This is a genomic window from Polaromonas sp. AER18D-145 (assembly GCF_002379095.1).
Lineage (GTDB): Bacteria > Pseudomonadota > Gammaproteobacteria > Burkholderiales > Burkholderiaceae_C > Polaromonas.
Genome location: NZ_NBZV01000030.1, coordinates 1 through 12,800 on the forward strand (window position 1 = coordinate 1; position 12,800 = coordinate 12,800).

13 protein-coding genes are annotated in these 12,800 nt (G+C 66.1%); 3 read left to right on the forward strand and 10 right to left on the reverse strand.

Annotation, left to right across the window (positions count from 1 at the left end):
• Positions 1 to 190: 190 nt before the first annotated feature.
• Positions 191 to 385 carry a DUF2905 domain-containing protein gene (locus B7G52_RS14965; RefSeq protein ID WP_096698356.1) on the forward strand — a complete coding sequence of 65 codons (195 nt, stop codon included), beginning with the start codon at positions 191 to 193 and terminating at the stop codon, positions 383 to 385.
• A 10-nt stretch (positions 386 to 395) separates the two neighbouring features.
• A complete protein-coding gene (locus B7G52_RS14970) occupies positions 396 to 1,394 on the forward strand; it encodes an ROK family protein (protein WP_096698357.1) in 999 nt (332 codons plus the stop codon).
• Positions 1,395 to 1,407: 13 nt separating this feature from the next.
• Here the strand turns inward: B7G52_RS14970 and B7G52_RS14975 are convergent, their stop codons facing one another.
• The 8 genes from B7G52_RS14975 to B7G52_RS15015 form a co-directional block, all read right to left on the reverse strand.
• Positions 1,408 to 1,809, reverse strand: coding sequence for a hypothetical protein (locus tag B7G52_RS14975; RefSeq protein WP_096698358.1), 402 nt, complete (start codon positions 1,807 to 1,809; stop codon positions 1,408 to 1,410).
• Between the two features lie 74 nt (positions 1,810 to 1,883).
• On the reverse strand, positions 1,884 to 3,269 hold the full coding sequence (otsA, locus tag B7G52_RS14980; RefSeq protein ID WP_096698359.1) for an alpha,alpha-trehalose-phosphate synthase (UDP-forming): 1,386 nt from the start codon (positions 3,267 to 3,269) through the stop codon (positions 1,884 to 1,886).
• Positions 3,270 to 3,408: 139 nt separating this feature from the next.
• Positions 3,409 to 5,229 carry a glycoside hydrolase family 15 protein gene (locus B7G52_RS14990; protein ID WP_096698360.1) on the reverse strand — a complete coding sequence of 607 codons (1,821 nt, stop codon included), beginning with the start codon at positions 5,227 to 5,229 and terminating at the stop codon, positions 3,409 to 3,411.
• Positions 5,226 to 5,987, reverse strand: coding sequence for a trehalose-phosphatase (otsB, locus tag B7G52_RS14995; protein WP_240523470.1), 762 nt, complete (start codon positions 5,985 to 5,987; stop codon positions 5,226 to 5,228). The genes B7G52_RS14990 and otsB overlap by 4 nt, the downstream gene beginning before the upstream one ends.
• A 93-nt stretch (positions 5,988 to 6,080) precedes the next feature.
• Positions 6,081 to 7,379: a multifunctional CCA addition/repair protein gene (locus tag B7G52_RS15000; RefSeq protein ID WP_096698362.1), complete on the reverse strand. Its 1,299-nt coding sequence runs from the start codon at positions 7,377 to 7,379 to the stop codon at positions 6,081 to 6,083.
• A gap of 44 nt (positions 7,380 to 7,423) precedes the next feature.
• On the reverse strand, positions 7,424 to 7,729 hold the full coding sequence (locus B7G52_RS15005) for an NIPSNAP family protein (protein WP_096698405.1): 306 nt from the start codon (positions 7,727 to 7,729) through the stop codon (positions 7,424 to 7,426).
• A gap of 17 nt (positions 7,730 to 7,746) precedes the next feature.
• Positions 7,747 to 8,430, reverse strand: a complete 684-nt coding sequence (locus B7G52_RS15010) for a glutathione S-transferase family protein (protein ID WP_096698363.1) — start codon at positions 8,428 to 8,430, stop codon at positions 7,747 to 7,749.
• Positions 8,431 to 8,539: 109 nt separating this feature from the next.
• Positions 8,540 to 9,529: a complex I NDUFA9 subunit family protein gene (locus B7G52_RS15015; RefSeq protein WP_096698364.1), complete on the reverse strand. Its 990-nt coding sequence runs from the start codon at positions 9,527 to 9,529 to the stop codon at positions 8,540 to 8,542.
• Between the two features lie 136 nt (positions 9,530 to 9,665).
• On the opposite strand from B7G52_RS15015, the gene B7G52_RS15020 reads away from it, so the two are divergent.
• Entirely contained in the window at positions 9,666 to 10,109 is a 444-nt protein-coding gene (locus B7G52_RS15020; protein ID WP_096698365.1) for a hemerythrin domain-containing protein, read from the forward strand.
• Between the two features lie 9 nt (positions 10,110 to 10,118).
• Here B7G52_RS15020 and B7G52_RS15025 read toward each other — a convergent pair whose 3' ends face one another.
• Complete coding sequence (locus B7G52_RS15025; protein ID WP_096698366.1) at positions 10,119 to 10,649, reverse strand: MgtC/SapB family protein; 531 nt, start codon at positions 10,647 to 10,649, stop codon at positions 10,119 to 10,121.
• A 105-nt stretch (positions 10,650 to 10,754) separates the two neighbouring features.
• A complete protein-coding gene (locus B7G52_RS15030; RefSeq protein ID WP_096698367.1) occupies positions 10,755 to 12,791 on the reverse strand; it encodes a lytic transglycosylase domain-containing protein in 2,037 nt (678 codons plus the stop codon).
• Positions 12,792 to 12,800 lie beyond the last annotated feature (9 nt).

Here is a 12,800-nt window from a genome sequence, read left to right on the forward strand (position 1 = left end):
GGCTAGGGGTGGGAGTGGGGAGTTGCGCCTACTGTCCCAGGCGAACCGGAAACGCAGCGTGATGCCGGTACTCGCCCGGGTGACCGGGCAATCCCCGGCTTGCCGGCAAACCACCAGCAGATCAAATCATCAAGAGAATGGACTTCCTCTTCAGCGTGCCCAGGAGGCGACCAGGCCCTAAACTAGCCCCATGATTCGCTGGATGCTGGTGATTTTCCTGGCGCTGATCTTCATCAGCTGGTTCACGCCCTTGCTGCACAAGCTGGGCTTTGGCAAACTGCCGGGCGACTTGCGGTTCAGGTTGTTCGGGCGCGAATGGTTCATTCCGTTGACGACCACCATCGTCCTGAGCCTGGTGGCCAGCCTCATCAGCCAGTTGATTTGAACGGCCTGCCATGAACAGCCCTTCACCGGCACCCCCCTCTTTCCCCGGACCCGACATTCGCCTGCCTGCCGGTGCAGCCCCGGTGGCCTGCGTGGACATCGGTGGCACCAAGGTGTCGGTCGCCGTGGTTGATCAGCGCGGCATCGTTGGCCGGCGGGTGGAGCCGACAGCCAAGCAGGGCGCTTGCGATGCGCTGGCGCGGCAGGTGCTGCGGATGATAGAAGAAAGCAGCGCGACGGCGCAGATCCGCCGCGAGGACCTGGCGGCCGTTGGCGTGGCGTCCTGCGGGCCCTTTGTGCTGAACGATGGCCAGGTCGAACTCGCGGCGCCCAACATCTGCGGCGGCCTGGCCGGCGCGGCGCGCGGGTTGCCCAACCAATGGACCACGGCCTTGCTCGAAGCGCCGCTGCGCGAGGTGTTCGCCCAGGTGCGGGTCGAAAATGACGGCCTGGCTGCGCTCAAGGCCGAGCGCCGCTGGGGCGCGCTGCAGGGCATGGCCGATTGCGCTTACGTGACCTGGAGCACCGGCATTGGGGTTGGCCTGTGTGTCGACGGGCAGATGCTGCGCGGAAAAAATGGCAACGCCGGCCATGCCGGCCACATGTTCGTCAGCGACAACAACGACGCGCTGTGCGGCTGCGGCAACATCGGCGATGTCGAGGCCCTGGTGGCGGGCAATGCGATGCCGCGGCGTTTTGGCGCGCTCGGGTATGCCGACGCTGCTTCCATTTTGATAGCTGCTCGCGAAGGAGAGACGGGCGCTGCGACCATTATTGATGACATTTGCCGGGTGATGGGCCGGGCCCTGTACAACCTGGTCGTGACGCTGGACCTGCAGCGTATCAGCATCGGCGGCAGCGTGTTCTGGCACCACCGCGATTACCTGCTGCCGCGCCTGCAGGCCCACATCAGCGGCAGGCTGCCGGCGCTGACGGACGGGTTTGTGCTGGTGCCGGCCGGCCTGCAGGACCGGGTGGGCGACTACGCGGCGCTGGCGCTGGTGGTCTGAAACCGCTCGGGTTTCAGGGGATCAGCGTCCAGGGCTGGCCGCATTTGCGGCACTTGACGAGAATCTGGCCGCTGCGACGGTCTTCCTCGACAACATCGAGCCGGCCGTATTCGGCGCATTTCGGGCAATTGGCCTGGTCGGCCACGGTTTCGGCATGCAGCAGCAGGTACAGGTAGCGGCGCAAGGCCCACAGTCCCACCGCGCCGCTGATGATGAACAGGGCCACGTCCACCAGCTTTTCGGTGAGGGTGCCGCCCTGAAAAAGCTCCAGCGTGGCCATCAGGGCAATCGTGCACAGCAGGGCCAGCAGCATGTGGGCATGGCTGGACAGCAGCTCGCGTTCATACCATTTGCGAAAGCCGACCTTGCGGATGCCGTCGGCCAGGGAGCGGTTGAGGTAATTGCGTTTGACCATGTCAGTTCAATTCGTGACTGAATGGTTGCACATTTCCGGCTTGTCTGCCAGAAGCGCGCCAGAAGGCGATGGTTCTAGTCGGGGGTGGTGCCGGACAGGGTTTGCAGAAAGGTCTGGCGCCACCAGTGGACGTCCTGGCTGCGGATGCGCTCGAGCAGCGCCTGGTGCCGCCGCTGGCGCTCGTGCAGCGGCATCTGCAGTGCCAGCTGGATGCTCTCGGCCGTGCCGTGGGTGTCGTAGGGGTTGACCAGCAGCGCTTCCTTGAGCTGTTCGGCCGCGCCGGCAAAACGTGACAGCACCAGCACGCCGGGGTCGGCCGGATCCTGCGCCGCGATGAACTCCTTGGCGACCAGGTTCATGCCGTCGCGCAGCGGCGTGACCAGGGCCACGCTGGCCACGCGGTACAGGCCGGGCAGGCGCTTGCGCGCCACGTTGCGGTGGATGTAGCGCACCGGCATCCAGTCCAGCTCGCCGTAGTCGCCGTTGATGGCGCCGCACAAGCTCTCCAGCTCCTGGCGCAGGCCGCTGTAGGTGTCGAGGGCCTCGCGGCTGGGCGAGACAATCTGGATCAGCGTCGCGCTGTTGAGGTTTTCCGGGTACAGCTTCAGCAACTGCCTGAAGGCACGCAGGCGCTGCGGCAGGCCCTTGGAGTAGTCCAGCCGCTCCACCCCCAGCAGCAGGCGGCGCCGCGAGTACTCCACCTTCATGCGCTCATACATCTCGCGCGCTTCCTTGCCATGCGTCAGGGCCGCAAATTCATCGACATCGATGCCAATGGGAAAGGCCTGGGCGTGCACCGTGCGTCCGAAGGCGCGGAACTGGTGCCGGTCCAGGGCTTCTGCGCCCGCCTCCTGGCCGACATAACGCGAGAAGTGGTCCACATCCGCCTGGCTCTGGAAGCCCACCAGGTCATAGGCAAACAGCGAGCGGATCAGCCATTCATGCTGGGGCACGGCCGCGAGGATCAGCGGCGGTGGCAGCGGGATGTGCAGGAAGAAGCCGATGCGGTTCTTGCAGCCCATTGCACGCAGCTCGGCTGCCAGCGGGATCAGGTGGTAGTCGTGCACCCAGATGGTGTCGTCGGGCCGCAGCAGCGGCATCAGCTTGCGCGCCAGCATCTGGTTGACGCGGCGGTAGCCGCCGATGAAGCCGGCATCGAAGTCGGCCAGGTCGAGCCGGTAATGAAACACCGGCCAGAGCACGCCGTTGCTGTAGCCCAGGTAATAACTGTCGTGGTCTTCGCGGCACAGATCCACCGTGGTCAGCGTCACATTGCCGGCCTGCTGGGTGTGTATCTCGCCTTCACCGGGGGGGCCGCCTTCGACAATGGTCCCGCTCCAGCCGAACCACAGGCCACCGTTGGCGGCCAGCGCATCGCCCAAAGCCACCGCCAGCCCGCCCGCCGCCGCGGCCTTGCGCGGGTCGGCGACACGATTGGAAACGACGACCAGCCGGCTCATGATGAGGCCCCCACGCTTTTCACTTTGTGTAATGCGCTGCCCCCCGGGGGGGCCGCTGCGCCTGCGGCCCGGCAAAGCCGGTTCCGCGGCCCCTGCTTGAATGAAGAGCCCCTACGTTGGTTTTCGCCGACGGGCGTGTTCATACTTGACTGTCCCAGGGCGCCGACAGGCGTACGGCCGCGTTGATGAGGCCGACCATGGAGTAGGTCTGCGGGAAGTTGCCCCACATCTCGCCGGTCACCGGGTGGGTGTCCTCGGACAGCAGGCCGAGGTGGTTGCGCGCTGCCAGCATGGTCTCGAAGATCTCGCGCGCCTGTTCCTTGCGGCCAATGCGCGCCAGCGCGTCGATGCGCCAGAAGGTGCAGATGTTGAAGGCGGTTTCGGGCTTGCCGAAGTCATCGGAGGCTTCATAACGGCGCATGTAGGGGCCGTCGCACAGGTGTTTTTCCAGCGCGTCCACCGTCGCGACAAAACGCGGGTCTTTCGGGTCGATGAAGCCGACCTCGATCATCAGCAGCACGCTGGCGTCCAGGTCGCGCCCGCCGAAACTCTCGGCAAAGGCCTGGCGTTCCTCGCTCCAGGATTCGCGCAGGATGCGCTCGCGCATGACGTTGGCATGGCCGTGCCAGTAGCTGGCGCGGTCCGGCTGTTTCAGGGTGACGGCGATCTTGCCGAGACGGTCACAGGCCGCCCAGCACATCAGGGCCGAGGAGGTATGCACCCGGGCCCGCGTGCGCAGCTCCCACATGCCGGCGTCGGGCTGGTCGTAGTTGCGCACGGCCTGCTCGCCGACCGCCTCCAGTCGCAGGAATTCGGCCTCGCCGGCGCGGTGCAGCAGCCGGTGGTCGTGAAAGGCCTGGGCCGCGCCCAGCACCACGTTGCCGTAGACGTCGTGCTGGAAATGCTCCTGCGCCTGGTTGCCCACGCGCACCGGTCCCATGCCGCGGTAGCCGCCCAGGTGGCTGTACACCGCCTCGGGCAGCTCGCGCTCCAGGCCGATGCCGTACAGCGGCTGGATGTGGCCGCCACCGGCCTGCACCACCACGTTGCTGAGCCAGCGCAGGTAGTCTTCCATGGTGCCGACTTCGGACAGGCTGTTGAGCGCGCGCACCACAAAAAAGGCGTCACGCAGCCAGCAGTAGCGGTAGTCCCAGTTGCGCCCGCTGTTGGGCGCCTCGGGAATGCTGGTGGTCATGGCCGCCACGATGGCGCCGGTGTCTTCAAACAGCGAGAGCTTGAGCGTGATGGCGGCGCGTATCACGGCGTCCTGCCACTGCAGCGGAATGTGCAGGCGCTGGCTCCACTCGCGCCAGTAGGAGAGGGTTTCTTCCTCGAACAGGCGCGCGGTGTCGGCAATGCCGTCGGTCAGCGACTCGTCGGCGCCCAGCAGGAAGTTGTATTCGCGTGTCAGCACAAAGGGCTGCCGGGACTGCAGGTGCGCCAGCGGCGCGTCGGTGTTGAGCCGCAGGGTCAGCGCATCGCCGACATAACGCAGATGGTTGCTGCCCTGGGTCACGACCGGCTGGCTGCGGCCCCAGTCGTAACGCAGATCCAGCGAGACCCGGATACGCGGTGCGCCCTGAAGTGGCCGCACGCGCCGTACCATGGTCATGGGCTTGAAAAAACGGGAGCGCCGGTAAAAACGCGGTGCAAAGTCGGTGATTTCTATGCCCTGGCCGCTGTCGTCAAACAGCTGCGTGCGCAGCACGGCGGTGTTCGGTTCGTACCACTGTTTGCTGTGCGAAAAATTCTCAATCTCGATGGCAAAGGCGCTGCCGGTGTCGCCTGGCTCCAGCAAGGCGTTGAACACCGGGTCGCCGTCGAAACGCGGCAGGCAGCACCAGACGATGCGGCCCCGGGCATCCACCAGCGCGCTGAAGGCGCAGTTGCCGATCACGCCCAGCGACAGCGAGGGCGGCGCGGGCGCAGCGAAGCTGGAGGCAGGCGGCAGGGTGCTCATGCATGCCGCCGTTCAGGTCCGCTTTCGCGCGAGGGCGCCCGTGCCGACAGCAGCCATTGGGCCAGTTGCGCCACGCTGTCGCAGCGATGTTTCGCCAGCGTGGGTCCGGGGCCGACCTTGATCGCGTGGCCGCCCATGCGCAGCACCTGTTCGAAGCCGTCCTCGTCGGTGACGTCGTCGCCGGCAAACACCGGAACCCGGCCGGCAAACGGTGCTTCGCCCATGAAGGCCGCGATGGCCGTGCCCTTGCTGACCCCGGCCGGTTTCAGGTCGAGCACACATTTGCCGTGCATCAGTTGCAGCCCCGGGCTGCGCGCCACGGCCTCGCCCATCACCCGCAGGCACAGGTCTTCCAGGTCGGGGGCGTGCCGGTAGTGCAGGCTCAGCGCCAGGTTTTTCTGTTCGAGCTGCAGGCCGGGATGCTGCTGCAGCAGCCCTTCGGCGGCTTGCAGCGCAGCGCGCAGATCGATGGCCGGCGCGCTGATCAGGAGACCTGCGGCATTGCGGCGCTGCCCGCCATGTTCGACCGCTGCCGGCAACTGCAGCGGCGCCAGAAAACCGTCGAGGTCGCTCAGGCGGCGACCCGATACCAGCGCCAGCGCGCCGCCGAGTTGTCCATACAGCGCAGCCAGCGTGCTGGTCAGGGTGGGCGCAATGACCACGGCTTCGGGCCGGGCGGCCAGCTCAACCAGGGTTCCGTCAAAGTCCAGAAAAAGCGCCGTATCCTGCGCGATACGGGGGAGCGTGTCGTAAGGCATGTGCATCTCTTTCCACCTTAGCAGAATTTTTCTGCGACACCTGTAGGCCGGATTCCCTTTTGGAACAGGCCGCCGCAGGGTCGCCTGCGGTCGTCAGGCGGACGGGGCGACCGCATCGACGTGCGCCGCCGCAGTGTCGATCCACGCCTGGACGGCGTGTACCCGGGCGGCATGGATCATGTCGCCGATTTTGGGACCGCTCAGGCCTGCCGCCTGGGCTGCTTCTGCGATCGACGCCGTCACCACCGCTTGCGCCGCCTGCAAGGCCTGCGCCAGCCGCTGCCGCTGCGGGTAGGCCGTGTTCTGAAAGCCCAGGCGGCCGCGCGCATCACATTCGCAGGCCAGCAGGATGTCGTCAAAACGGTGCGGCTTGCGAAATGCGTCGCAACGTTCAAGCAGCCGCACCAGGGCGGCCGCACCGAATTCGGCGCTGCGGTGGATGTTGCCGTGTTCGCGCGCCACCACCTCGGCCAGTTCCCGGCAGTCGGTGGGCACGCGCAGCCGCGCACATACATCTTTGAGCAGGCGCACGCCGCGCTCCTCGTGGCCGATGTGTCTGGGCAGCAGCTCGACCGCTGTGCTGCCCTTGCCGAGGTCATGGCCGAGGCAGGCGAAACGCACGGGCAGGCTGGCCTGCAGCCGCGCCGACATGTCCAGCACCATCATCAGGTGCACCCCGGTGTCCACTTCGGGGTGGTACTCGGGACGTTGCGGCACGCCCCAGAGTTTTTCGACCTCGGGCAGCAGGTGCTGCAGTGCCCCGCATTCCCGCAGCACGTCAAACATGCGGGAGGGCGTGCGTTCCATCAGGCCGCGCGCCAGCTCCTGCCAGACACGTTCGGCCACCAGGGCATCGACCTCGCCATGGTTGACCATCTCCCGCATCAACGCCATGGTTTCTGGCGCCACGGTGAAATCGTCAAAACGTGCGGCAAAACGCGCCAGCCGCAGGATGCGCACCGGGTCCTCGCGGAAGGCGTCGGTGACGTGGCGCAGCACCTTGTCCCGGATGTCCCTTTGTCCGCCGTAAGGATCGATGAGGGCTGCAAAATCAGCTTCAAATCCGGCCCCATCCCTTTGGGGGCGGGCGGGAGCTGCTATTGAATTGATGGTCAGGTCGCGGCGTGCGAGATCTTCTTCCAAGGTCACGTCCGGCGCGGCGTGGATGGCAAAGCCGCGGTAGCCGCGCGCCGTGTTGCGTTCGGTGCGGGCCAGCGCATACTCTTCGCGCGTCTGCGGATGCAGGAAGACCGGGAAATCCTTGCCTACCGGCAGGTAGCCCAGGGCCGTCAATTCGTCGGGCGTTGCACCGACCACCACCCAGTCATGGTCCTGCACCGGCAGGCCCAGCAAGGCATCGCGCACCGCACCACCGACCATGAAAATTTCCATGGGGGCAGTTTAGCGGGTGGGTTGGCGCCACCCCGAAATGGGGATCAGGAAAAGACAGGGCGGAAAAAACTGCGCTCGTAGCTCAGAATGCAGCGCGTTTCTTCGGCGTACCGGAAGGCGGCCTGGCAGTCGGGATCGTCAAAAGACCGCTGCCGGTAGCTTTCGTAGGAGGCCAGACTGTCGAACGTGAACATGGCCAGTGCGATGTTGCTGGCACCTTCGCCGGGCATGAAGTAGCCGTGGTGTTTTCCGCCAAACTTTTCCACCAGTGGAATCCACAGCTTGCCGTAATGCTCGAATTCCTTGAGCCGGCGGGTGTCGAGGACGTAACGCAGGTAAATCGTGACCATGGTGCTTCTGGCCATGATCAGCGCGACAACCGGTACGGTTCCTCGAATTCCCGAAAGTCGTTCTCCGCGAGGGCGTCGTCCACCCAGGCCTTGACCCCGGGCAACGCGCTCAGGCGTTCGATGTAGGCGCTGATTTCCTGCGGCACCGGCAGGACATACCGGCTCAGGCGCATGGCGACCGGCGCGAAATAGGCGTCGGCAATGCTGAAGCGGCCGAACAGCAGAGGCCCCTGGTAGCTTGCCAGCAATTCCCCCCACATGGCCACGATGCGCGCGACATCGGCGCGCACCGCCGGTTTGTCGCGCCAGATCAGCCGGCCGGTGTCGCTCAGGTTGGCCTCGATGTTCATGGGGCAGGCGCTGCGCAGGGCGCCAAAGCCGCTGTGCATTTCGGCGCAGATGCTGCGTGCGCGTGCGCGCGCCTTGACGTCGGCGGGCCAGAGCTGTTTGTCCGGGTATTGTTCCGCCAGGTACTCGGCGATCGCCAGCGTGTCCCAGACCGCCAGGTTACCGTCCAGCAACACCGGCACCTTGCCGACGGGGGTGACGCTACGGATGGCCTGCTTGAAGGTGGACACGGCCTCGAACGAGTCGAAGCGGACCTTGACCTCCTCAAACGGAATGCCGGCCTGTTTGAGCAGCACCCAGGGGCGCATGGACCAGGACGAGTAATTTTTGTTGCCGATGTAGAGTTTGAGCATGGAGTCATCCAGGATGAAAAGGCATCATGCTACCGGGAGGACGCGGCTGCATTGATGCCAAAAGACCGCACCATTGATGCGGCCCGGGACCAGGAGCAAGTTCTAAAACCTAGAATCGTCCCGCGGTCTTGCGTTTGAGGGTCAGGTGGCTGCGCGGGCCCCAGCCGCCGCTGAGCGGGCCGAGATAAGTCGGCGCCACCGCTTCCACGGCCGCCGGCGTGATGCCCAGGGCTTCAAGCCCCGGCAGGTTGCCGCTGGCAATGTTGGGCAAACTCATGGAGTCCAGGTTGTCGCGGCTCATCAGGGGCTCGCCGGGCATCAGCTCCATCAGGCGCGCCTGCAGGCGGCCGAGTGCCGCCGGCAGCGGGATCACCGGGCGGCCGCGCCCCTCGTTGACGCCGCTCAACCGGCCGGCCAACTCGACGAGTTGCCGGAGCGTGAAGATGCCCGGACCGCAGGCCTCGAACGTCTGGTCGACCGTGGCATGGGTGTGGGCATCCTGCAGGCAATGCACGATGGCGCTGGCCACATCCTCGACCCACACCGGCTGGAACAGCGCGTGGCTGGCCGCCAGCGGAATGACCGGAAAGATTTTCTGCAGCCGCGCGAAAGTGTTGAGGAAGCGGTCGTCGGCGCCGAACATCACGCTGGGCCGCAGCACCGTCAACTCGAGGGCGGCCTGGTGCAGCGCCACCTCGCCGTGCCCCTTGCTGCGCAGGTACATGGACGGCGCCACATCCGGGTTGCGCATGTCGGCGCCCAGCGCACTGACGTGGACCAGGCGCTGCACACCCGTCGCGGCACAGGCGCGCGCCAGCTTTTCGGGCAACTGCACATGGGTCCGCTGGAAAGCCTCCTGCGTGCCGTGCAGAATGGCAATCAGGTTGACCACCGCGTCGTGCCCCGCCACCAGCCGGGTCAGGGCCGCCTCGTCATGCACATTGGCCTGCACCACATCCAGGGCGGGGAGCATCTGGATGTCCCTGGCGTTCGCTTCATGCCGGGTCGGCACGGTCGCCCGCCACTGCAGCTGCGTGAGTTTCTCGCAGACATGGCGGCCCACAAAACCGGTACCGCCCAGAATCAGTATTTTCTTCATAAGTTTGATTAGACGCTTTCACACGAGGAGATGCAAAACGCCCGCGCAAAAAGAGCCGGCATGTAGGCCCCGGCCTGAACCAGCCCCGGCCTCATGGCCTACACCGCTTTTTACAGGGCCTCAGGATAATCGACGAATGAATATTTTTGAAGCCCTGCGCACCAGCCACGACACCCAGCGCGAGTTGGCTAACAACCTCATCAAGACCTCCGGCGACAGCAAGGAACGCGACCTGCTGTTCAAGGAGCTGAAAACCGAACTGGCCGCCCACGCGGCGGCGGAAGAGCGGTTTTTTTACGTGCCGCTGATCGCCCATGACATGACGCAGGAGCCCTCGCGCCATGGCATTGCCGAGCACCACGAGATGGACGAGCTGGTCGAAAAACTGCAGGCCACGGACTTCAGTTCCCCGGTCTGGCTGGCCATTGCCAAGGAGCTGCACCACAAGGTCTTCCATCACCTGAAGGATGAAGAGCAGGGCATTTTCCAGCTCGCCGGCAAGGTGCTCAGCGAAGCCGAGAAGCTGTCGCTGGCCAGGGATTACGAAGGTGAATTTGTGTCGCAGCGCCTGAAAGCCTGACCCGGCAACTCAATGCTTCTTGGGGGATGGCGGTTCGTCCCCGGCCAACAAGGGCACAGGCTTTTCGCCGGACCTGACCACCAAGGGCACCACCGCCAGCACGGCCAGGGCCAGCACGGTGCCGAGCACGGCGGTGGATTCGCGTCCCATGCCGGCGGCCACGCCGACCGCCGCCGTCAGCCACAGCCCGGCGGCGGTGGTCAGCCCCTTCACGTCATCGAGCCGATCCCCTTTGAGAATGGTGCCCGCGCAGAGAAACCCCACGCCTGCGGTGATGCCCTGGATGACCCGGCTCAGGTCGTCGGCCGCCATGCCGGCTTGTTGTGACACCAGCACAAACAGGGCGGCGCCCATCGCCACCAGCATGTGGGTGCGCACACCCGCCGCCTTGCCCTGGTGCTCGCGCTCCCAGCCGAGCAGGCCGCCCAGCAGGGCCGCCACCAGCAGGCGCAGGACGGCGCGTGTCACGTGGGTCGGGTCGGTCAGGTCCGAGAATTCGGCAGCAATGGTGTTGCCGACTTGTTGCCACCATGGGTTCATCTAGGGCTCTCCTTGTTGGGATGAGCTGCCAATGTAGCCCGGCCGGGGTGGCCAGGAAATAGGCCAAAACCTACAAACGGCCCCTCATCCGCCGGGCCGGGTGGTTCAGGGCATCTTCTCGTCGGGCGGTGGTGCCGAGGCGTCGCGTGGCCCCACGCTGCCCAGCCTGGCCTTGAGCGACTGCGGCTGCCCGCTCAGCAGCGCCGCGTAGTTGGTGGTGTTGGACAGCACTTTCTTCACATAGTCGCGGGTTTCGCCAAAGGGCACGTTTTCGGCCCAGATCGCCGCCTCCAGCACCGGGCCGTTGCGCCAGTTGCGGGGCCGGCCGGGGCCGGCGTTGTAGGCCGCGGCGGCCAGCGCCATGGAACCGCCAAAGTCGTCGAGCGCGCGCTTGAGGTAAGCCGTGCCGATCACTATGTTGGTGTCGCGGTCGTTGATCTGGCCCGCAGTGAACCCCGTCAGGCCGATATAACGAGCCGTCTCGCGCGCGGTGGCGGGCATCACCTGCATCAGGCCCGACGCGCCAACGCCGGAGCGCGCATCCATGATGAAGCGCGACTCCTGGCGGATCAGGCCATACACATAGGCCGGGTCCAGGTTGATCTCGCGGCTGCGCTGGGTCACCGCGTCGCGAAACGGCGTGGGAAAGCGCTGTTCGAAGGCCATCACGGTCTGGGTGCGTTCGCTGGTGTTGATGCAGCGGTCCCAGATGGCGCGGTCGCAGGCGAACTGGGCGGCGGCCAGCAGCTCGCGCTCGCCCATGCCGCCGCGCTGGTGCAGGTTGGTGCTGTAGTTCCATTCGCGCACACCCTCGCTGCGCAGGCCGAGGGCGATCGCATACGCGGCGCGGTTCAGTCCGGGGTTGAGGCGCGCTGTTTCCTTTTCCTCCGGCGTCAGAGGGGCCGGCCGCGGCGGAACGGTGATTTTCTGGCCCAGTTCTTCGAGCGCCAGCTGTTCGTAAAACCCGCGCACCGAGGCGATCGATTGCAGCAGTGCCAGGGCTTCCGCCCGCTGTGGCGGCATCGGGGCACTGGCGACGGCGGCCGGCGCGTTGCTGAGCAGGGCGCGCGCTTTCCAGTAGACCCAGGTCGGGTCCTTGCGTGCGCCTTCGCTCATGGCGTTGATGGCGCCCAGCACCAGCGGCCAGCGTGGTGTGCTGCCCGCGCGCAGGGCGGCGCGGGCCTTCCAGCCCAGCATGTCGTCGCTCAGGTCGGTGTCCTTGCTGACCTTGGCGAAGTAGCCGAGCGCATCGCTGCTGAGCCGCGTCGCCGCCTGCTTGCCGATGGCGCCCCAGACCCAGTTGCGTTCTTCGCTTGTCAGCTGCAGGCCCCATTTGTCCTCGACGAAGCGAGCGGCACCGTCGGCATCGCTGGTGGCGAGCTTGACCAGGGCCAGCACGATGATTTCCTTGCGCACCTGCCGGATGGCAATCACCTTGCTGGCCAGGAATTTGGCCGGACTGCTGTTGAGTTCGGTCACCAGCCCCAGGGCTTCCGGCGCGATGATCTCCACCGCATCGCGGGCGGCACGCGGCCGGTTCGCCTCCATCGCCAGCCTGGCCTTGATCCACACGTCATGCGTGGTCAGGCTCTTGTTGCCGACCAGCCGCGAGGCCGCCGACGTGCAGCCGTCACTGGCCTCGCGCTGGGCGTACCAGTTCTTGCGGACTTCGTCGGCGTCGCGCGGGGCTGCGGCCGGGTTCGTCAGGCCGTCGACCAGCAGCGCGTAGCAGCGCACGTCCTTGTCGTCGCCCATGCGGTAGTTCGGGTATTCGGCGGCAAAGGCGGCCCAGTCGCGGCGCTGGCCCAGCAGCAGCAGCCAGTCGTTGCGCAGTCGGTCCTCCTGGTAGCTGCCGGCGTAACGCGCGAGGAAATCCTGCACCTCACGCGTGCTGGCTTCGTCCAGCCGCGCGCGCAGCTCCCAGTAGGCGGCCCAGGGCTCCAGCGCATGGCCCTGGGCCTGCGGCAGCAGCTGCGCCAGCCTGGCTTTATCGCCGCGCTTGAAAGCCTTGTTCATCTCCTGCAGCACATCGTCACCGCGGGAGGGCGTGCTGCCAGGGTTGGTTTGTGCCCAGGCCGGCGCCAGCAGCAGACAGGACGACAGGCCGGAAATCAGGGCCTTCAGAATAAATTTGGATAGCATCGGGTCATT